Source organism: Streptomyces sp. NPDC055140, from assembly GCF_053607285.1.
The window spans coordinates 315,961-334,751 of record NZ_JBSGTG010000001.1 but is presented as its reverse complement, the minus strand read 5'-3'; the positions used below and the strand labels follow the sequence as shown (position 1 = coordinate 334,751).

The following is an 18,791-nucleotide window of genomic DNA, read 5'->3' as shown; positions in this document are numbered from 1 at the left end:
GGTCCCTTCCGTTCGGTCGCGGGTGCGGCTGCGTGTTGGCTCTGGGCGGACATACGTTCGCGGGCGCGGCTGCGTGGGGGCCGGTGTCCGCCGGGTCCGCCGATCCGTGTACGTGGGTGGGGGTGGGGCGCGTCCCGTTTTCGGTGGCATGTCCCTACCCGGGCGTCGTCGGGAGGGTGCGACCCCGTAGTCTCGTCCTTCGTGAGTACGCGCACGGCACAGGCGGCCCCCAGAGGGCGACGGGGGGATGTGGTGTGCGTCGTGCGGGATCTCGTGCGTACGTATCCCGCCACCCGCGGGCGTCGCGGAGCGCCCGGGAACGCTGCGATCCGGGCCACCGACGGGGTGTCCCTCGAGATCCGGCGCGGGGAGATCTTCGGGCTGCTCGGACCCAACGGCGCCGGTAAGTCCACCCTCGTACGGCAGCTGACCGGGCTGATGCGGCCCGACAGCGGGAGCGTCGGGATTCTTGGCCACGACATCGTGCGCTATCCGGAGCGGGCCTCGCGGATTCTGGCGTATCTGGGGCAGGAGTCGAGCGCTCTGGACGAGTTGACCGTGTCGCTCGCCGCCGAGACCACCGGGCGGCTGCGGGGGCTCGATCTGCGCTCGGCCCGGGCCGAGCGGGACGCCGTGGTGGAGGAGCTGGGGCTCGGGGCGATTGCGTCGCGGCCCCTGAAGAAGCTTTCCGGCGGGCAGCGGCGGCTTGCCTGCTTTGCTGCCGCTCTCGTGGGGGAGCGGCCGCTGCTCGTGCTCGATGAGCCGACCACGGGGATGGATCCCGTCGCCCGTCGTGCCGTCTGGGCCGCCGTCGACCGGCGGCGGGCCGAGAGCGGCGCCACCGTCGTGCTGGTCACCCATAACGTCATCGAGGCCGAGACCGTGCTCGATCGCGTCGCCGTGCTCGACCGCGGGCGCGTGATCGCCTGTGACACCCCGGCCGGGCTGAAGGAGAAGGTCGCCGGCGAGGTGCGCGTCGAGCTCGTGTGGCGGGAGCGGGCGCCCTTGGACGTGCCCGCCGTCGCCGCGCTGCGCGCCTCCGCCGTCGAGTCGGGGCGCCGCTGGTCACTGCGGCTCGGCCCGGACGAGGCGCGGGCCGCCGTCGCCGCTGTCACCGGCGGCCCCGCGTTCTCCGCGCTGGACGATTTCTCCCTGACCACGCCGAGCCTGGAAGATGTGTACCTGGCGCTCGGCGGCGAGGCCAAGGGGCTGGTGAAGTCGTGAACACGGCTGCCCCCGTACCCGACGGAACAGTCACGACAGGAGTCGCGCACCGTGAGTGTCGTACCCGCTGAGGTCCTTCAGGGCGGCGCCCGGGCGGGCGCGAGCGGGCTGAGCGCCGAGGGTGACGCCGTCGGCGAGCTCGCCCCGAGGGCCCGGCTGCTGCCGTCCCTCGCTGCCGTGTACCGCGCGCAGCTCTCGCGGGCGCGCGTCGCCAGGATCCCGCTGCTCTTCGTCGCCACCTTCCAGTCCGTCGGCATCATGATTCTGATGCGGGGCGTGGTGGAGGGGGGCCGGGAGGCGCAGGCTGTTGTCGCCGGGGCGAGTGTTTTGGTTGTCGCGTTCGTTGCTCTCAATCTGCTCGCGCAGTATTTCGGGCAGTTGCGGGCCGCCGGCGGGCTCGACCACTACGCGACGCTGCCCGTGCCGCCCGCCGCCGTGGTGCTGGGCGCCGCCGGCGCGTACGCCTCGTTCACCGTGCCCGGGACCGTGGTCACCGCCGTCGTCGGCTGTGTCATGTTCCAGCTTCCGCTCGCGCACCTGTGGGTGCTCGCCGCCGTCATCCCGCTCGCCGGTGCCGCGCTCTCCGGGCTCGGCGCCGCGCTCGGGCTGCTCGCCCCGCGGCCCGAACTGGCCACGCTGCTCGGTCAGTTGGGCATGTCCGCGGCGCTCCTGCTCGGCGTCCTGCCGGCCGACCGCATGCCGGACATCATCCAGTACGCGCGCGATCTGCTGCCGTCGACGTACGGCGTCGAGGCCTTCGCCCGCACCTTCGGGGCGCATCCGGACTGGGGCGTCGTGCTCCTCGATCTGGGTGTCTGCGCGGGTGTCGGCGTCGCCTCGCTGGCCCTCGCCACCTGGGCGTACCGCCGGGCAGCCGTCCGGTGACGCGCGTGTCGCAAGGGCCTGGCACGATGGCAGGGTGACCGCACCGCTGACGCCACGACCCCAGCAACCCCAGCAACCCCAGCACGACCCCTGGCAGGCCTCCGGGCCCGCGGGCGCTGTGCCGTCTCACGCTCACGAGCACCAGGAGGACGGGCCAGGGATGAGGACCGAGTTGCGGGAGGCCGCCGTCGTCACGGTCGCACTGGCCGTGTGCGGGCTGCTCCTGGGCGCGCTGTGGATGTGGCTCGCGCCGCAGGTGCCGCTCATCGCGGACGCCCAGGCCGTCTACCTCAAGGACACCGAGGGCGAGCAGGCCGTCGGCGTCGACGGAACGTTCACGCTGCTGGGCCTCGCGTTCGGCGTCGTCAGTGCCGTCGCCGTGTTCCTGTGGCGCAAGCGTGGCGGCGTACCGCTCGTCGTCGCCCTGGCCGTCGGCGGACTTCTCGGCGGGATCCTCGCCTGGCGGTTCGGGATCTGGCTGGGCCCCACGCAGGACGTGGCGGCCCACGCCAAGGAGGTCGGCAAGGGCGTCACGTTCGACGCGCCGCTCGAACTCAAGGCGAAGGGCGCGCTCCTCGCCTGGCCGCTCGCCGCGATGATCGTCCACCTCGGCCTGACCGGCTTGTTCGGGCCCCGCGATCCCGACCCGTACTTCGACACCCACTACCCGCAGGACACCCCTCCGGCGGCCTGAGGGCGGGCTCTCAGGCGGGCCTGCGCCCGTGATTGGCCTTGTGCTTCCTGATCCGCCACTTCCGCTTGCGCGTCCTCTTCGACATGTCCTCGGTACTTAGCCGAGGACATGTCGTGCGTCGAGAGGTGGCGGCGATTCCGGTCGGGGTCAGGTGCGGCCGATGGGGGCCAGCACCGCTGACGTGAGCGTCGCCAGGTCCGTGGGGGCCAGCTCCACCTCCAGGCCGCGGCGGCCCGCCGAGACGCAGATCGTGTCGTGCCCCCGCGCCGAGTCGTCCAGGACCGTACGCAGCTTCTTGCGCTGGCCCAGCGGGGAGATGCCGCCCCGCACATAGCCCGTGGTGCGCTCCGCCGCCGCCGGATCGGCCATCGCTGCCCGCTTGCCGCCGACGGCCGTCGCCAGGGCCTTCAGGTCGAGCTGGCCCGCCACCGGCACGACGGCGACGGTCAGCTCGCCGTCCACGTCGGCGACGAGCGTCTTGAACACCCGGTCGGGGGAGACGCCCATCGCCTCCGCCGCCTCGTCCCCGTACGAGGGATGGGCCGGGTCGTGCTCGTACGCGTGTGTCGTGAAGGGCGTACCCGCGGCGGTGAGCGCCACGGTCGCGGGCGTTCCCCCGGACTGCTGCTTCTTGGACTTCTTCGCCAACGTCCTCATGCCTTACGTCAGTCGGGACCGGCCACGTCAGTTGAGGCTGGTCGCCTGCCGGGTCAGGTCGCCGGCCGGCAAGGACGGCAGATTACGGATGATCGCCGTCTCGGCGCGAAGGAGTTTCAGCTCGTCGCGCAGGCGCGACGCCGTGTCCGGGGCCTGGAGGAGGCGCTGCTTGGTCGGCACGTCGAGAACGGCCGCCGCGGCCACCAGGTACGACACGACGGACGGGTCGTCCGGCAGTTCGGCGCCCGTCGCCAGGGAGCGCTCACGGGCGCCCGCGAGCCGCTTCTGGTAGGAGCGGAAGGCGCGCAGCACCCCTTCGGCGAGGGCGCCCGCCTCGTCGCCGGACTCCTCGGGCAGCTCCTCCACCTCGGCGGTCAGATAGGCGCCCGACGCGTCGACCGAGTGGATCTTCACGCGGGTCGTGCCGGTGGCGAGCACCTCGAAGCTGCCGTCGGCGCGCTCCCGGATCGTCGCGGCGTCCGCGATGCAGCCCACGCCGTGCAGGGCCTTGATCGGGTCGTCGCCGAAGCCGGCCGCGGGGCCCGCCTCGGCGGCGGTCTTCGCCGCCTGATCCGGCATGCCGGGGGCGCTGGGCGCGACCTCGTGGCCGTCGCGGATCGCCACGACGGCGAACCGGCGCGGCTCGTCGGAGTCGGCGGGGTCGCCGGAGGCCTCGGAACCCCCGGAGGAGGTCTTCAGCAGGTCGCGCATCATGGCGCGATAGCGCTCCTCGAACACGTTCAGCGGGAGCACGAGTCCCGGGAACAGCACCGAGTTGAGCGGAAAGAGCGGAAGCCGGACGGTGGTCACGACGGTCAAGCCTAATGGGAGCCGGAGGTGAGGGATCCGCGACCGGTCCCGCGGCCGCCGAGCGGACGGGCCGCGGCCACCTCGATCCGTACGCCGTCACGCAGTTCCAGGAACTGCCCGAGCGGGTCGTCCGAGATCCGGTCCCAGGGGAACGACGTCGCGTACGGGCCGGTCAGGCGCAGTTGTTCCAGGGCGTCGGACCAGCGTTCCAGGCGGACCAGGACGTACGTGAGAAGGTTGCGGACCTCGGCGGGCCAGGGGTCGTCGGCGGCGTACTCGCGGGACAGGGCGATCGCCAGGTCGGCGGCCTCGTCCAGGCGCTCGCGGGGCACCTTGGCGGCCGGTCCCGGGCCCTGCTCGCTCGTCAGGTACGCGAACGCGGCCCGCACCGGCAGCGCCTGCACCAGGGATCCCGGCAGGGCGTCCTGGGCCGCGCGCTCGGCGAAGTCGAAGCACTCGCGGTGCGAGCCGTACCAGGCGGCCGACAGGTACTGGAGCGCCGACACATGGCAGCCGTAGTGGTGCGGGGAGCGCCGTACGGCCTGGGCCCAGAGCCTCTCGAAGACGGTGTGCGAGGCGTTCGTGCCGCGCGCGTGGTCGAGGGCGACCCGCCAGGGCACCGGGTCGCCGGGGTCGCCCTCGGCGGCGGCGGTGATCAGCGGCGTCACCTCGCGCAGCAGCTCGGCGCGTGCGGGGGACTCCCAGCCGCGCGCGACCTCCAGCTCGGCCTTGACGAGGAGGGCGTCCGGGTCGTGGGGCGCCGCGAAGCGCCAGTCGTCGAACCATTCGCCGCGGGATCTGGCGAAGGCGGCGAGCCGGGTGACGTAGCGGTCCCGGTTCTCCCACTCGCCGGCCTCGCGGGTGGCGGCGAGCAGCTTGGCGGCCGCCTCGTACTCGCCCCGGCCCGCGGCGACGAGCGCGGGCGCGAGGCGTTCGTCGGGGACGTCCAGGAGGACGTCGTCGTCGGCGGGCAGCCCGGCCGCGAGACCCGAGGTGTGGCGGACCATCCGCGCGGTGCGGATGAGGGCGCGCAGCAGTGCCAAGGTGTGGACCCCGCTCCCCGTCGCTCGGTTGATGGTTGCGCTGGGATGACGGCTGAAATGCGCCCATGGTTGCCCGCGGTCCGGCAAAAAATGCGAGGGTGCCCGGTCAGTTTCTGCGGAGCAGCCGGGTGGCGCCCGCGGCGACCGTCGTGGCGAGGATCCAGCCGAGCAGGATCAGCACGGTCGCGGCCCACTGCCAGCCGCCCCGCAGCTGCCAGTAGCCGTCCTGGCCCAGGTCGATGACCGGCAGGATGAGATCGAGCGAGAACAGGGCCGGACTCCAGTGCGGTGCCTCACCCGGTTTGATGGCCGGATGTGACGCGTGGGAGAAGGCCAGCGTGCTCGCCGCCCACAGGACGGCCATCCACACCGCGGCCCGTCCGGGCCGGTACCCGTAGGCGACCGTCCAGTCCTGGATGTACCCCCAGATCTTCGCGGCCGGCGGCAGCGTCTCGCGGCGGCGGCGCTGCTTGGCGAGCAGCACCTCCCGCGCGTCGGCGTCCTCACCGCTGTTGCGCAGCACGGTCGCGAGCTTCTCGTACGGCTCCGGGCTGTACTCCGGCGTCGCGGCCGACAGCCACTCGAGGCGCCGCGACAGCGGGAACGGGCCGGAGGGGATGAGGTTCTCGTACGTGAAGCCGCCCACCCGCAGACCGCCGGGGCCCGGCCAGCTCGCCGCCCTGTCGATGAGGTTGACGACCTTCGCGCCGGACAGGACGATCCGCCCGCGCTGCGGCCGCTCGCACAGGAAGCGCAGCTCGGGCGTCTGGATGCGGCGCAGCGACACCTCCTGGTCGTTCTCCAGGTGGAAGCGTGCCTGGTCGAGGTCGACGGCGTCACCGAACCGGCCGTCGTCGAGCCGCACCCCGCCCTGGCACTCGAAGCGCTGCACGCGGGTGCCGCGGGCCGGTGTCGTGCCGCTGGTCTGGAGCGGATTGCCGACACCGGCGGGGGTCAGGTAGAGGGAGCGCTCGACCGTCAGCTGCGGCGCGTTGAGCGCGCGGCTCCCGTACGCGTTGGAGAGCCGGCTGCCGCGCAGGCTGAGCGAGACGCCGATCTGGGCACCGCGCAGGCTGAGCTCCCCGTGCGTCTCCAGCATCTCGGCCTGCAGGTCCTGTCCGACGGACATGCCGTCCGCCATGATCGACTTGCCGCGCCGGTCGCGGTACACGACGGCCTGGTTGAGCAGCAGGTCCGTGCCGATGTGCGCATCGGTGAGGCGTACACCGCTGTGGAAGCGGCAGCGCGGCAGATGCAGATCGCCCTCCGTGTGGACGCGGGCGCCCTCAAGGCGGGGGATCGAGCAGTCGACCAGGCGCAGGGTGGTGAACCGGGCCTCGGGAACCAGGATCTCCTTCTCGAAACGGCACTGCTTCAGCTCGACGTACGGCACGACGACGCCGCCCGAGACGTCGAGCGCGTCGATGATCTGTACGCCCTTGAGCTTGAGCGACGCGACACGCCCGGACAGCGCGGGTGGCCCGTCCAGCAGCAGCCAGGCCACGATCCGCGCCCGCACGCTGCGTCCGGGCCCCCAGGCCTGTCCGCCGTGCGGGTCGTCCACGTCCGGGTCGCCCGAGCTCAGGTCGTAGACACTGCCGTTGCGGAAGGCCTGCCACATGCCGATCTCGGCGCCCGTGAGACCGTCCGGCGGGTCACCGATGCCGGTACCGTCGACCACGACTCGTCTTCCTCCCCGTAGACCCCCGGATCCACACGGAGCCCGCACGTCCCGGTACGGCTCCGCTACTCGTGGGTTTAGTACAACTGTTCATGCCCGCTGAGTGACGGCCTGAACGCTACTGGTGAAGGTCTTCCTCCGGTCTCGCGCGGTGATCCGTATCAGCCATTGATACGGACGTCGGTCGCTCATGTGGCGTCTGCGAGAATTGAGCACGTGCTGCAATTTCTGCCGATGGCCCGAATCGATCTGCGCGGCGACGCCCTCCCCGAGGGCCCCGCACTGCGCGACCTGCTGCCCCGAGCCGACTTCGACGTTCAGGCCGCCCTCGAGAAGGTGCGTCCGATCTGCGAGGCCGTGCATCATCGTGGCGACGCGGCACTGATCGATTACGCGGAGCAGTTCGACGGGGTGAAGCTGGAGTCCGTACGGGTTCCCGCCAAGGCCCTCCAGGACGCCCTGGAGCAGCTGGACCCCGCCGTCCGCGCGGCCCTGGAGGAGTCGATCCGCCGGGCCCGCATCGTCCACCGCGAGCAGCGCCGCACCACCCACACCACGCAGGTCGTCCCCGGCGGCTCGGTCACCGAGAAGTGGGTGCCCGTCGAGCGCGTCGGCCTGTACGCGCCGGGCGGCCGCTCCGTCTACCCGTCCTCCGTGATCATGAACGTGGTGCCCGCGCAGGAGGCCGGGGTCGAGTCGATCGCCCTCGCCTCGCCGGCCCAGGCCGAGTTCGATGGCCTCCCGCACCCGACGATCCTGGCCGCGTGCGCGCTGCTCGGCGTCGACGAGGTGTACGCCGCGGGCGGCGCCACGGCCGTCGCGATGTTCGCGTACGGCACCGAGTCCTGCGCCCCGGCGAACATGGTCACCGGCCCCGGAAACATCTGGGTCGCCGCGGCCAAGCGCTACTTCACCGGCCTCATCGGCATCGACGCCGAGGCGGGCCCGACCGAGATCGCGGTCCTCGCGGACGCCACGGCCGACCCGGCGCACGTCGCGTCCGACCTGATCAGCCAGGCCGAGCACGACCCGCTCGCCGCCGCCGTCCTCGTCACCGACTCGGCGGAGCTCGCGGACGCCGTCGAGAAGGAGCTGGAGCCGCAGATCGCGGCCACCAAACACATCGACGACCGGATCGTCCCCGCCCTGCGTGGCAGGCAGTCCGCGATCGTCCTGGTCGACGGGGTCGACGAGGGCCTGCGCGTCGTCGACGCGTACGGCGCCGAGCACCTGGAGATCCAGACCGCCGACGCCGCCGCGGTCGCCCAGCGCGTGAAGAACGCCGGCGCGATCTTCGTCGGCCCCTGGGCGCCGGTCTCCCTCGGCGACTACGCCGCGGGCTCCAACCACGTGCTGCCCACCGGCGGCTGCGCCTGCCACTCGTCCGGTCTGTCCGTCCAGTCCTTCCTGCGCGGCATCCACATCGTCGACTACACGCGCGACGCCCTCGCCGACGTCGCCCACCACGTGGTCACGCTCGCCGAGGCGGAGGACCTGCCCGCGCACGGCGCGGCGATCAAGGCAAGGTTCGAATGGAAGGTTCCCGGCCAGTGACCGGTATCGACGATCTGCCCGTGCGGGACGAGCTGCGCGGCAAGTCCCCGTACGGCGCCCCCCAGCTCGACGTACCCGTACGCCTGAACACGAACGAGAACCCCTACCCGCTGCCCGATCCGCTCGTCGAGCGGATCGCGGAGCGCGTGCGCGAGGCCGCCCGCGACCTCAACCGCTACCCCGACCGGGACGCGGTCCAGCTGCGCACCGAGCTCGCCGGCTATCTCACGCGCACCGGCGGCCACCACGTCGGCATCGAGAACGTCTGGGCCGCCAACGGCTCGAACGAGGTCATCCAGCAGCTCCTGCAGACCTTCGGCGGCCCCGGCCGCAGCGCCATCGGCTTCGAGCCCTCGTACTCGATGCACGCACTCATCGCGCGTGGCACCGGCACCGGCTGGATCTCCGGACCGCGCAGCGCGGACTTCACCATCGACGTGGAAGCGTCCGTGAAGGCCATCGCCGAGAACCGCCCGGACGTCGTCTTCATCACGACGCCCAACAACCCCACCGGCAGCGCGGTCCCGCCCGAGACGGTCCTCGCCCTGTACGAGGCCGCGCAGGCCGCCAAGCCGTCCATGGTCGTCGTCGACGAGGCCTACATCGAGTTCAGCCACGGGAAGTCCCTTCTCCCGCTGCTCGAAGGCCGGCCGAACCTCGTCGTCTCGCGCACGATGTCGAAGGCGTTCGGCGCGGCGGGCCTGCGCCTCGGCTACATGGCCGCCGCCCCCGCCGTCGTCGACGCCGTCCAGCTGGTGCGCCTGCCGTACCACCTGTCGGCCGTCACCCAGGCCACGGCACTCGCCGCCCTGGAGCACACCGACACGCTCCTCGGTTACGTCGAGCAGCTGAAGGACGAACGCGACCGCCTGGTGACCGAGTTGCGGGCGGCGGGCTACGAAGTGACCGACTCGGACGCCAACTTCGTGCAGTTCGGCCGATTCGAAGGCGAAGGCGCCGCGCACGCGGTGTGGCAGAAGATCCTCGACCGGGGCGTGCTGGTCCGGGACAACGGCGTACCCGGGTGGCTGCGTGTCTCCACGGGCACCCCGGACGAGAACGACGCGTTCCTCGATGCGGTACGCGCAATCAAGAAGGAGCGGAACGCATGAGTCGCGTAGGCAGGGTGGAGCGGACCACCAAGGAGACCTCGGTCCTCGTCGAGATCGACCTCGACGGCACCGGCAAGGTCGAAGTCTCCACGGGCGTGGGCTTCTACGACCACATGCTCGACCAGCTCGGCCGCCACGGCCTCTTCGACCTCACGGTCAAGACCGAGGGCGACCTGCACATCGACACGCACCACACCATCGAGGACACCGCCCTCGCGCTCGGCGCCGCCTTCAAGCAGGCGCTCGGCGACAAGGTCGGCATCTACCGCTTCGGCAACTGCACCGTCCCGCTGGACGAGTCGCTCGCCCAGGTCACGGTCGACCTCTCCGGCCGCCCCTACCTGGTGCACACCGAGCCCGAGAACATGGCCCCCATGATCGGCTCCTACGACACGACGATGACCCGGCACATCCTGGAGTCGTTCGTCGCGCAGGCCCAGATCGCGCTGCACGTCCACGTCCCGTACGGGCGCAACGCGCACCACATCGTGGAGTGCCAGTTCAAGGCGCTGGCCCGCGCGCTGCGTTACGCGTCCGAGCACGACCCGCGCGCCGCGGGCATCCTTCCGTCCACGAAGGGCGCCCTCTAAGCCATGAACGGCCTCAACACCGTCCTCATCGTCGTCGGTCTCTTCCTGATCGGCGGCGTCATCTCCTTCGTCAAGCAGGGCTTGCCCAAGAGCCTGATCGCGCTGCTCTCCATCGCCGCGGCCATGTGTCTGGTCGCCGGTGTCCTGCGGCTCGACTACTGGAACTGAGGGGCAGGGAGCAGCCAGCCATGACTTCAGCCAAGCCCGCCGGCACAGCCGGCAAGAAGGTCGTCGTCTTCGACTACGGGTTCGGCAACGTCCGTTCCGCCGAGCGTGCCCTGGCCCGCGCGGGCGCGGACGTCGAGATCACCCGCGACTTCGACACCGCACTCAACGCCGACGGCCTCCTCGTCCCCGGCGTCGGCGCCTTCGCCGCCTGCATGAAGGGCCTCAAGGAAGCGCGCGGCGACTGGATCATCGACCGCCGCCTGGCCGGCGGCCGCCCCGTGATGGGCATCTGCGTCGGCATGCAGATCCTCTTCGCGCGCGGTATCGAGCACGGCGTCGAGGCCGAGGGCCTCGACGAGTGGCCCGGCACCGTCGAGCCCCTCAAGGCCGAGATCGTCCCGCACATGGGCTGGAACACGGTCCGCCCGCCGCAGGACACCGAGCTCTTCGCCGGCCTCGACAGCGACGCCCGCTTCTACTTCGTGCACTCCTACGCCGTGCAGCAGTGGGACTTCGAGGTCGGCAACGTCCACATGCGCCCGCCGAAGGTCACCTGGGCCACGCACGGCGAGCCGTTCATCGCCGCCATCGAGAACGGCGCACTGTGGGCGACACAGTTCCACCCCGAGAAGTCCGGCGACGCCGGTGCCCAGCTCCTCACGAATTGGATCGGAACCCTCTGATGTCCCGCACGCTCGAACTCCTCCCCGCCGTCGACGTCCGCGACGGCCAGGCCGTACGTCTCGTGCACGGCGAGTCCGGCACCGAGACCTCCTACGGTTCCCCGCTCGAGGCCGCCCTCGCGTGGCAGCGCTCCGGCGCCGAGTGGCTGCACCTCGTGGACCTCGACGCCGCGTTCGGCACGGGCGACAACCGTGCCCTGATCGCCGAGGTCGCGCGAGCCATGGACATCAAGGTCGAGCTGTCCGGCGGCATCCGCGACGACGACACGCTCGCCGCCGCGCTCGCCACCGGCTGCACCCGCGTCAACCTCGGCACCGCCGCCCTGGAGACCCCCGAGTGGGTCGCCAAGGTCATTGCCGAGCACGGCGACAAGATCGCGGTGGGCCTCGACGTGCGCGGCACCACGCTGCGCGGCCGCGGCTGGACCCGCGACGGCGGCGACCTCTACGAGACGCTCGCGCGCCTCGACTCCGAGGGCTGCGCCCGCTACGTCGTCACCGACATCGCCAAGGACGGCACGCTGCAGGGCCCGAACCTGGAGCTCCTGCGCAACGTGTGCGCCGTGACCGACCGGCCCGTTGTCGCCTCCGGTGGCGTCTCGTCGCTCGACGACCTGCGCGCCATCTCCGAGCTCGTCCCGCTGGGCGTCGAGGGCTCGATCGTCGGCAAGGCGCTGTACGCGAAGGCCTTCACGCTGGAAGAGGCCCTCGCCGCGGTGGCGTCATGATCGACGGCGTACGCAGGGTCGACTCGGACGGGCCGTGGGAGGAGGCCATGGGCTACTCGCGCGCGGTCGAACTGCCCAACGGCCTTGTCCTGGTGTCCGGTTGTACGTCCGTGGTCAACGGTGTCATCGATGCGGGAACGCCGTACGAGCAGACGCTCAACGCGTTCCAGGCCGCGTTCGACGCTCTCAAGACCCTGGGGCTCGGGAGCGAGCATGTGGTGCGCACCCGTATGTACATCACCCATGCGCGGGATGTGGACGACGTGGGCCGGGCCCACAAGGAGTTGTTCGACGCCGTCCGCCCCGCAGCATCCATGATCATCGTCTCCGGCTTCATCGACCCGAGCCTGGTCGTCGAGGTCGAGGTGGAGGCGTACCGAGGAGACACACCGTCATGACGCTGGCCGTACGGGTCATCCCCTGCCTGGACGTGGACAACGGCCGGGTCGTCAAGGGCGTCAACTTCCAGAACCTGCGCGACGCGGGCGACCCCGTCGAGATGGCGAAGGTGTACGACGCCGAGGGCGCCGACGAGCTGACGTTCCTCGACATCACGGCGTCCTCCGGCAACCGCGAGACGACCTACGACGTGGTGCGCCGCACCGCCGAACAGGTCTTCATCCCGCTCACCGTCGGCGGCGGCGTCCGCACGGCGGACGACGTGGACAAGCTGCTGCGGGCCGGCGCGGACAAGGTGGGCGTGAACACGGCCGCCATCGCCCGCCCCGAGCTGATCCGCGAGATCGCCGAGCGGTTCGGCCGCCAGGTGCTCGTCCTGTCGGTCGACGCGCGCCGCACGCCGTCCGGCACGTTCGAGGTGACGACGCACGGTGGCCGCAAGTCCGCCGGGATCGACGCCGTCGAGTGGGCGCACGAGGCCGCCGAGCTCGGCGCGGGCGAGATCCTGCTCAACTCGATGGACGCCGACGGCACGAAGGACGGCTACGACATCGAGATGATCGCGGCCGTCCGCAAGCACGTCACGGTGCCCGTGATCGCGTCCGGCGGCGCGGGACGCCTCGAGCACTTCCCGCCCGCGATCGCCGCGGGCGCCGACGCGGTGCTCGCCGCGTCCGTCTTCCACTTCGGCGATCTGCGGATCGGCGAGGTCAAGGAGACGCTGCGCGAGGCGGGTCACCCCGTCCGCTGACGCCGGGAGCGCACGCTCTCAGGCCCCGGTCACCCTCAGGGTGGCCGGGGCCTTTTTCTCGGCCCGATGCACAGGATCAGTTGCGCAATTTCTGTTGCGCAATATTTCTTTCGTATCTAGGCTCATGCCATGACCGACGAACAGACCCGCCGCATCACGGACCTCGGCACCCTCAAGGCGCTCGCCCACCCGCTGCGCTCGCAGCTGTACCGAGCCCTGGTCGTCGCCCGCACCGCGACCGCGTCGCAGCTCGCCGAGCAGGTCGACGGGGCGGTCTCGCTGGTCAGTTACCACCTGCGCAAGCTCGCGGACGCCGGGCTCATCGAAGAGGCGCCCGGGGCGCAGCGGGACGGCCGCGAGCGCTGGTGGCAGCCCGCGTCCGACGGCGTCAGCATCCACGAGGCGGACTTCGGCGACGCCCCCGAGAAGGCCGCGGCGCACCAGGCGGCCACCCGGCTCTTCTACGAACAGCGCAGCGAGTTCTACCGCCGCTACCTCGACGAGCGCTCCACCTGGGCCCCCGAGTGGCGCGCCGCGTCCTCGGACTCCGAAGCCCTGATGCCTCTGACGGCGGCCGAGCTGACCGAGCTGACGGGCGAGCTGCTCGCCGTCATCAGGAAGTACGACGAGCAGGGCCGCGCCGCACAGGCCGCGGGCGACACCCAAGGGCGCGAGAACGTCGCGCTGCACCTGCACGGCTTCCCGTTCCGCGCCTGAGAGGACCACCTCCCATGACCGTGACCGCGCCCCTCACCCGCACCCCCGACCCCGAGAAGCCCGCCCACCGCGACGGCAACGTGCTGCGCTGGCTCGGTGCCTACGGCGCCTCGATGATCGGCGACAACATCTACTACGTCGCCCTGTCCTGGGCGGCCGTCCAGTCGGGCAGCCCCTCGCAGGCCGGGATCGTCATGGCGGTCAGCGCGGCACCCCGGGCCCTGCTGATGCTCGGCGGGGGAGTGATCGCCGACCGGCTCGGGCCGCGCCGCATCGTCATAGCCGGCGACGCCGTGCGCAGCGCCGCGGTCCTCGGCGTCGCCGGGCTCTTCCTCGCGACCCGACCGGGCCTGTGGCCGCTCACCTTCCTCGGCCTGGTCTTCGGCATCGTCGACGCCCTCTTTCTCCCGGCCGTCGGCGCACTGCCCGCCCGCGTCACCGGACGCGACCAGCTCGCCCGGGTCCAGGGCATGCGTGGACTCGCGGTCCGCCTCGCCAACGTCGTGGGCGCGCCCCTGGGCGGTCTCGGCGTCGCGCTCGGCGGCCCCGCGGCGGCGTTCGGCGCGGCCGGACTGCTGTTCGCGATCTCGCTGCCGCTCCTGATGTCCCTGCGCATCCGGGACCTGCCTGACGACAACGGCAAGAGCGGCGCCCCGGCGAGGAACGGCCTCGCGGACGGTCTGCGATATGTCCGCCGCCACAGCGTCCTCGCCCCGCTGGTCGTCGTCATCGCCCTCAGCGACCTCGGCTTCGTCGGCCCCCTGAACGTCGGCCTGACCCTCCTCGCCGACCAGCGCGGCTGGGGCGCCTCAGGGATGGGCTCGGTGCTCGCCGGGTTCGGCGTCGGCGCGGGCGCGGCCTCGCTGCTCCTCGCCGTCCGCGGCCGGGTGCCGCGCGCGGGTCTCGTCCTCGCCACGACCATGGGAGGCGGCGCCGCCGCCATCGGTGCGCTCGCCTTCGTACCGCACCTCGCCGCCGCGGTCGCCGTCGCGCTGGTCATCGGGCTGCTCGCCGGTCTCAGCGGCGCCCTGTGCGGAGCGCTCACACAGACCCACGCGGACCCGGCCTACATCGGCCGGGTCACCGCCGTCACGAGCCTGTGCAGCCTCGGTCTCGTCCCGCTCACCATGCCGCTGACCGGCGCGGCCGTCGGCCTGTGGGGCACTGGTCCGGTCTTCGTGGCCAGCGCCGCGATCTGTGCCCTCGCCGGCGTCTACGGTCTGTGCCGCACGCCGCTGCGCCGCGCCGAACTCCCGGCCTGAACCCGCATCAGATGCCGAGCTGCTTCGCCTCGTGCAGCTTCCCGATCGCGTCCTTCTCGCCTTCCGTCTCCACCCGCGCCGCGTCCTGCCGGCCGAACGCGAACATCAGCAGCTCGGCGGGCTCACCGGTCACCGTCACCACGGGCGTGCCCTTGTGCGCCACCGCCGTTCGGCCGTCCGGGCGGCGCAGGACCAGGCCGACCGGCGACTTGCGGCCGATCACGCGGGCCATCCGCTCGAGGCGCGACCACAGCACGTCCGCGAAGACCGGGTCGAGCTCGCGCGGCGTCCAGTCCGGCTGCGCGCGGCGCACGTCCTCCGTGTGGACGTAGAACTCGACCGCGTTCGAGGCCTCGTCGATCTGCTTGAGGGAGAACGGCGAGAAACGCGGCGGGCCCGTCCTGATCAGCTGGATCAGCTCGTCGTAGGGCTTCTCGGCGAATTCGGCCTGCACCCGCTCCAGACGCTGCGCCAGCTGCTTGATCAGGATCCCGCCCGCGGCGTCCGCGCGGCGCTCGCGCACCACCACATGGGCCGCGAGATCACGGGCGTTCCAGCCCTCGCACAGGGTCGGGGCGTCCGGGCCCGCCGCCTCCAACAGGTCGGCGAGGAGAAGTCGTTCACGCTTTGCATGGGTCGACATACGGCCAGCCTACGACCGCCCGACCGGTCCGCCCAGTGGACGCCCGCCCGAAAGGGCACGCGGGGCGCGGCACAATGGTCCCTATGACCAGCACGCCCCCGCCCAGCAGCCTCGACCCCGCCGTCGCCGCCCGCCTCAAGCGCAGCGCCGACGGCCTGGTCCCCGCGATCGCCCAGCAGTACGACACCGGCGAGGTGCTCATGCTCGGCTGGATGGACGACGAGGCGCTGCACCGCACGCTGACGACGGGCCGCTGCACGTACTGGTCCCGCAGCCGCCAGGAGTACTGGGTCAAGGGTGACACCTCCGGTCACTTCCAGCACGTGAAGTCGGTCGCCCTCGACTGCGACGCGGACACCCTCCTGGTGAAGGTCGACCAGGTCGGCGCGGCCTGCCACACCGGCGACCGCACCTGCTTCGACGCGGACGAGCTGACGGTGACCGGCACCGGCGCCTGAGACCACCGCCCCGCCGCCCGTTCCACGGACCGGGCGGCGCACCGGACCTGTCCGGACACGCCCTAAGCTCTTCCTATGGATCTCGAGACCTTCCGCAAGCTCGCGACCGACCGCCGAGTGATCCCCGTCAGCCGCAAGCTCCTCGCGGACGGCGACACCCCCGTCGGTCTGTACCGCAAGCTGGCCGGTGAACGCCCCGGCACGTTCCTCCTGGAATCCGCGGAGAACGGCCGCTCGTGGTCCCGCTACTCCTTCGTCGGCGTCCACTCGGCCGGCACCCTCACCACCCGCGACGGCCAGGCGCACTGGCTCGGCACCCCGCCCGTCGGCGTCCCCACCCACGGCGACCCGCTCGCCGCCCTGCGTGCCACGGTCGAGACCCTCCACACCCCCCGCTACGAGGGCCTGCCCCCGTTCACCGGCGGCATGGTCGGTTATCTCGGCTACGACATCGTGCGCCGCCTGGAGAAGATCGGCCCCGGCGAGCGCGACGACCTGAAGCTCCCCGAGCTGACGATGCTGCTCACCAGCGACCTCGCCGTCCTCGACCACTGGGACGGCTCGGTCCTGCTGATCGCCAACGCGATCAACCACAACGACCTCGACACCGGCGTCGACGAGGCCTACGCGGACGCCGTGGCCCGCCTCGACGCGATGGAGGCCGACCTCTCCCGGCCCGTCGTCCAGGCCCCCGCCGCGCTGCCGCCCTCCGAACTCCCGGAGTTCACCGCTCTGTGGGGCGGCACGGACTACCAGGAGGCCGTCGAGGACATCAAGGAGCGCATCCGGGCGGGCGAGGCCTTCCAGGTCGTGCCCTCGCAGCGCTTCGAGACGCCGTGCACGGCCAGCGCGCTCGACGTCTACCGGGTCCTGCGCGCCACCAACCCGTCGCCGTACATGTACCTGTTCCGCTTCGACGGGTTCGACGTGGTCGGCTCGTCGCCGGAGGCCCTCGTCAAGGTCGAGGACGGGCGCGCCATGGTGCACCCCATCGCCGGGACCAGGCATCGCGGCGCCACCCCCCAGGAGGACCAGGCGCTCGCCGACGAACTCCTGGCCGACCCCAAGGAGCGCGCCGAGCACCTGATGCTCGTCGACCTCGGCCGCAACGACCTCGGCCGCGTCTGCGAACCGGGCTCCGTCGAGGTCGTCGACTTCATGTCCGTCGAGCGCTACTCGCACGTCATGCACATCGTGTCGACCGTCACCGGCCGGGTCGCCCCGGGCACCACCGCCTTCGACGTCCTCACCGCCTGCTTCCCCGCGGGCACCCTCTCGGGCGCGCCCAAGCCGCGCGCGATGCAGATCATCGACGAGCTCGAACCCTCCCGGCGCGGTCTGTACGGCGGATGTGTCGGATATCTCGACTTCGCCGGGGACTCCGACACGGCCATCGCCATCCGCACCGCACTCCTGCGCGACAACACCGCATATGTGCAGGCCGGAGCGGGTATCGTCGCCGACTCCGATCCCGTCGCCGAAGACACCGAGTGCCGCAACAAGGCGGCGGCGGTGCTGCGCGCCGTGCACACGGCCAACCGGATGCACGACGCCTGACGGCGTGGGGGATAGTGGTGAGGTGACTTCCGCAGTGCCATCCCCCCGAACCGAAGCCGGGACCGCCTCCCAGGAGACGGCCGCCGCGCGCAACGGCCGCCGCAGCCTCGCCGCCGCGCTCCTGTTCGGCGCCGTCGGCGCGGCGGTGGCCCTGCTCTCCTCGCGGCAGGAGTGGGCCTCCGGGTCCGCGACCGTGCCCGGCGGCAGCTTCCCGCTCGCCGCCAAGGGCAGTGACGTCACCGGAGTGCCCGCGGCCCTCGCCATAGTGGGGCTCGCGGCCCTCGTCGCCGTCTTCGCGGTCCGCCGCGCCGGGCGCACGCTCGTCGCCGGGCTCCTCGCGCTCAGCGGCGCGGGCGCCGTCGTCGCCGCCGTCCTCGGCGCCGGCGACAGCGCGGCCCTCGACGAGAAGGCCGCCGAGGTCTCGGGCAACACCGCCGCCACCATCGGCTCCCTCGGCCACACCGTATGGCCGTACGTCGGTGCCGCGGGCGGCGCGCTCATCCTCCTGGCCGGCCTGCTCGCCCTGCGCTACGGCCGCTCCTGGCCGTCGATGGGCGGCCGCTACGAGCGTGACGGCACCCCGCGGCCCCGCAAGGCGGCCCGTCCCGTCGACCCGGAGCGCCCCGAGGAGCTGTGGAAGGCCCTCGACCGGGGCGAGGACCCCACACACGAGGCATAGCGGGGCCCCGGACCCCGAGTGCCGCCCATGCCCGCGAGTGCGGGACAATGGGCACGAGCGTCCGGCTCACCACCCAGCGCGGTGCCACGCGCGGGGTACGAGGCCACGCATCAGCCACGCATTGAGCAACGAGGAGCAACCATGGCGGACAGCAGCCACGGACACACCCCGGCCGCCTGGACCGGTGTCATCATCGCCTTCATCGGTTTCTGCGTCGCGGGCGCCTTCATGGTGATGGCCAACCCCGTCGGCTTCTGGGCGGGCATGGCCCTGCTCGCCATCGCCGCGGTCGTCGGCGGCGCCATGAGCGCCGCGGGTCTCGGCAAGCCGAAGCCGCAGTCGCTGCCGGCCGTCTCGCCCGAGGTCGTCGCCGCGGAGGCCTGAGCCTCCCCCACGTCGTGGGGGGGGGGGGGGGGGGGGGCGGGGGGGGGGCCCCCGCCCCGCAAACGCCCGCACCCCCCCCGCCCCGGGGCCGCCCGGCCCGCGCCCGCCAGAA

General features: G+C 72.2%; 22 protein-coding genes. 17 read left to right on the top strand and 5 right to left on the bottom strand.

Annotation, left to right across the window (positions count from 1 at the left end; all coding sequences use genetic code 11):
- Positions 1-201 precede the first annotated feature (201 nt).
- The 3 genes from ACWFR4_RS01605 to ACWFR4_RS01595 are packed head-to-tail and all read left to right on the top strand — an operon-like array spanning position 202 to position 2,803.
- Positions 202-1,224: an ABC transporter ATP-binding protein gene (locus ACWFR4_RS01605; protein WP_453650215.1), complete on the top strand. Its 1,023-nt coding sequence runs from the start codon at positions 202-204 to the stop codon at positions 1,222-1,224.
- A 51-nt stretch (positions 1,225-1,275) separates the two neighbouring features.
- A complete protein-coding gene (locus ACWFR4_RS01600) occupies positions 1,276-2,109 on the top strand; it encodes an ABC transporter permease (protein ID WP_453467180.1) in 834 nt (277 codons plus the stop codon).
- Between the two features lie 34 nt (positions 2,110-2,143).
- Positions 2,144-2,803 carry an AAA family ATPase gene (locus tag ACWFR4_RS01595; protein WP_453650214.1) on the top strand — a complete coding sequence of 220 codons (660 nt, stop codon included), beginning with the start codon at positions 2,144-2,146 and terminating at the stop codon, positions 2,801-2,803.
- A gap of 147 nt (positions 2,804-2,950) precedes the next feature.
- Here the strand turns inward: ACWFR4_RS01595 and ybaK are convergent, their stop codons facing one another.
- From ybaK to ACWFR4_RS01575, 4 genes are all read right to left on the bottom strand, one after another.
- Positions 2,951-3,451, bottom strand: coding sequence for a Cys-tRNA(Pro) deacylase (gene ybaK, locus ACWFR4_RS01590; RefSeq protein WP_453467193.1), 501 nt, complete (start codon positions 3,449-3,451; stop codon positions 2,951-2,953).
- Between the two features lie 36 nt (positions 3,452-3,487).
- Entirely contained in the window at positions 3,488-4,270 is a 783-nt protein-coding gene (locus ACWFR4_RS01585) for an LON peptidase substrate-binding domain-containing protein (protein ID WP_453467183.1), read from the bottom strand.
- 11 nt (positions 4,271-4,281) lie between these two features.
- Positions 4,282-5,277, bottom strand: coding sequence for a hypothetical protein (locus ACWFR4_RS01580; protein ID WP_453467195.1), 996 nt, complete (start codon positions 5,275-5,277; stop codon positions 4,282-4,284).
- A gap of 142 nt (positions 5,278-5,419) precedes the next feature.
- Positions 5,420-6,994: an oxidoreductase gene (locus ACWFR4_RS01575; protein WP_453650212.1), complete on the bottom strand. Its 1,575-nt coding sequence runs from the start codon at positions 6,992-6,994 to the stop codon at positions 5,420-5,422.
- 234 nt (positions 6,995-7,228) lie between these two features.
- On the opposite strand from ACWFR4_RS01575, the gene hisD reads away from it, so the two are divergent.
- The 10 genes from hisD (at position 7,229) to ACWFR4_RS01525 (ending at position 14,958) form a co-directional block, all read left to right on the top strand.
- Positions 7,229-8,548 carry a histidinol dehydrogenase gene (hisD, locus tag ACWFR4_RS01570; protein ID WP_453467196.1) on the top strand — a complete coding sequence of 440 codons (1,320 nt, stop codon included), beginning with the start codon at positions 7,229-7,231 and terminating at the stop codon, positions 8,546-8,548.
- Positions 8,545-9,660 (top strand): histidinol-phosphate transaminase, encoded by a 1,116-nt coding sequence (locus tag ACWFR4_RS01565; RefSeq protein WP_453650210.1) that lies wholly within the window; start codon positions 8,545-8,547, stop codon positions 9,658-9,660. The genes hisD and ACWFR4_RS01565 overlap by 4 nt, the downstream gene beginning before the upstream one ends.
- The gene (gene hisB, locus ACWFR4_RS01560) at positions 9,657-10,250 is read left to right on the top strand and encodes an imidazoleglycerol-phosphate dehydratase HisB (RefSeq protein WP_266565282.1); all 594 of its coding nucleotides are present in this window, start codon (positions 9,657-9,659) and stop codon (positions 10,248-10,250) included. Before ACWFR4_RS01565 ends, hisB begins: the two co-directional genes overlap by 4 nt.
- Before the next feature lie 3 nt (positions 10,251-10,253).
- Complete coding sequence (locus ACWFR4_RS01555) at positions 10,254-10,418, top strand: hypothetical protein (protein ID WP_405481918.1); 165 nt, start codon at positions 10,254-10,256, stop codon at positions 10,416-10,418.
- A 20-nt stretch (positions 10,419-10,438) separates the two neighbouring features.
- The gene (gene hisH, locus ACWFR4_RS01550) at positions 10,439-11,101 is read left to right on the top strand and encodes an imidazole glycerol phosphate synthase subunit HisH (protein WP_453467188.1); all 663 of its coding nucleotides are present in this window, start codon (positions 10,439-10,441) and stop codon (positions 11,099-11,101) included.
- On the top strand, positions 11,101-11,829 hold the full coding sequence (gene priA / locus ACWFR4_RS01545) for a bifunctional 1-(5-phosphoribosyl)-5-((5-phosphoribosylamino)methylideneamino)imidazole-4-carboxamide isomerase/phosphoribosylanthranilate isomerase PriA (RefSeq protein ID WP_116502603.1): 729 nt from the start codon (positions 11,101-11,103) through the stop codon (positions 11,827-11,829). The genes hisH and priA overlap by 1 nt, the downstream gene beginning before the upstream one ends.
- Positions 11,826-12,227 carry a RidA family protein gene (locus tag ACWFR4_RS01540; RefSeq protein ID WP_453467190.1) on the top strand — a complete coding sequence of 134 codons (402 nt, stop codon included), beginning with the start codon at positions 11,826-11,828 and terminating at the stop codon, positions 12,225-12,227. Before priA ends, ACWFR4_RS01540 begins: the two co-directional genes overlap by 4 nt.
- Positions 12,224-12,979, top strand: a complete 756-nt coding sequence (gene hisF, locus ACWFR4_RS01535; protein ID WP_100592253.1) for an imidazole glycerol phosphate synthase subunit HisF — start codon at positions 12,224-12,226, stop codon at positions 12,977-12,979. Before ACWFR4_RS01540 ends, hisF begins: the two co-directional genes overlap by 4 nt.
- Positions 12,980-13,108: 129 nt before the next feature.
- Positions 13,109-13,696 (top strand): ArsR/SmtB family transcription factor, encoded by a 588-nt coding sequence (locus ACWFR4_RS01530; protein WP_453650208.1) that lies wholly within the window; start codon positions 13,109-13,111, stop codon positions 13,694-13,696.
- 14 nt (positions 13,697-13,710) lie between these two features.
- Entirely contained in the window at positions 13,711-14,958 is a 1,248-nt protein-coding gene (locus ACWFR4_RS01525; RefSeq protein ID WP_453468866.1) for an MFS transporter, read from the top strand.
- A gap of 7 nt (positions 14,959-14,965) precedes the next feature.
- Here ACWFR4_RS01525 and ACWFR4_RS01520 read toward each other — a convergent pair whose 3' ends face one another.
- Complete coding sequence (locus ACWFR4_RS01520; RefSeq protein ID WP_453468865.1) at positions 14,966-15,601, bottom strand: TIGR03085 family metal-binding protein; 636 nt, start codon at positions 15,599-15,601, stop codon at positions 14,966-14,968.
- A gap of 83 nt (positions 15,602-15,684) precedes the next feature.
- Between ACWFR4_RS01520 and hisI the strand changes: the two genes are divergently transcribed.
- The 4 genes from hisI to ACWFR4_RS01500 all read left to right on the top strand — a co-directional run bounded on the left by hisI (position 15,685) and on the right by ACWFR4_RS01500 (position 18,679).
- Complete coding sequence (gene hisI / locus ACWFR4_RS01515) at positions 15,685-16,059, top strand: phosphoribosyl-AMP cyclohydrolase (protein ID WP_453468864.1); 375 nt, start codon at positions 15,685-15,687, stop codon at positions 16,057-16,059.
- Positions 16,060-16,134: 75 nt separating this feature from the next.
- Positions 16,135-17,616, top strand: coding sequence for an anthranilate synthase component I (locus tag ACWFR4_RS01510; protein WP_453468863.1), 1,482 nt, complete (start codon positions 16,135-16,137; stop codon positions 17,614-17,616).
- 22 nt (positions 17,617-17,638) lie between these two features.
- Positions 17,639-18,295: a TIGR02234 family membrane protein gene (locus tag ACWFR4_RS01505; protein ID WP_453650206.1), complete on the top strand. Its 657-nt coding sequence runs from the start codon at positions 17,639-17,641 to the stop codon at positions 18,293-18,295.
- Between the two features lie 141 nt (positions 18,296-18,436).
- Positions 18,437-18,679 carry an HGxxPAAW family protein gene (locus ACWFR4_RS01500; RefSeq protein WP_453468861.1) on the top strand — a complete coding sequence of 81 codons (243 nt, stop codon included), beginning with the start codon at positions 18,437-18,439 and terminating at the stop codon, positions 18,677-18,679.
- The last annotated feature ends 112 nt before the right edge of the window (positions 18,680-18,791 follow it).

Bases quoted from the DNA above. Each gene is read 5' to 3' on its own strand.
- hisF (WP_100592253.1), top strand. From the start codon at position 12,224: ATGACGCTGGCCGTACGGGTCATCCCCTGCCTGGACGTGGACAACGGC.
- ACWFR4_RS01520 (WP_453468865.1), bottom strand. From the start codon at position 15,601: ATGTCGACCCATGCAAAGCGTGAACGACTTCTCCTCGCCGACCTGTTG.
- ACWFR4_RS01555 (WP_405481918.1), top strand. From the start codon at position 10,254: ATGAACGGCCTCAACACCGTCCTCATCGTCGTCGGTCTCTTCCTGATC.
- ACWFR4_RS01540 (WP_453467190.1), top strand. From the start codon at position 11,826: ATGATCGACGGCGTACGCAGGGTCGACTCGGACGGGCCGTGGGAGGAG.
- hisH (WP_453467188.1), top strand. From the start codon at position 10,439: ATGACTTCAGCCAAGCCCGCCGGCACAGCCGGCAAGAAGGTCGTCGTC.
- hisI (WP_453468864.1), top strand. From the start codon at position 15,685: ATGACCAGCACGCCCCCGCCCAGCAGCCTCGACCCCGCCGTCGCCGCC.
- ACWFR4_RS01525 (WP_453468866.1), top strand. From the start codon at position 13,711: ATGACCGTGACCGCGCCCCTCACCCGCACCCCCGACCCCGAGAAGCCC.
- hisD (WP_453467196.1), top strand. From the start codon at position 7,229: ATGGCCCGAATCGATCTGCGCGGCGACGCCCTCCCCGAGGGCCCCGCA.
- priA (WP_116502603.1), top strand. From the start codon at position 11,101: ATGTCCCGCACGCTCGAACTCCTCCCCGCCGTCGACGTCCGCGACGGC.
- ACWFR4_RS01500 (WP_453468861.1), top strand. From the start codon at position 18,437: ATGGCGGACAGCAGCCACGGACACACCCCGGCCGCCTGGACCGGTGTC.
- ACWFR4_RS01510 (WP_453468863.1), top strand. From the start codon at position 16,135: ATGGATCTCGAGACCTTCCGCAAGCTCGCGACCGACCGCCGAGTGATC.
- ACWFR4_RS01530 (WP_453650208.1), top strand. From the start codon at position 13,109: ATGACCGACGAACAGACCCGCCGCATCACGGACCTCGGCACCCTCAAG.
- ACWFR4_RS01580 (WP_453467195.1), bottom strand. From the start codon at position 5,277: ATGGTCCGCCACACCTCGGGTCTCGCGGCCGGGCTGCCCGCCGACGAC.
- hisB (WP_266565282.1), top strand. From the start codon at position 9,657: ATGAGTCGCGTAGGCAGGGTGGAGCGGACCACCAAGGAGACCTCGGTC.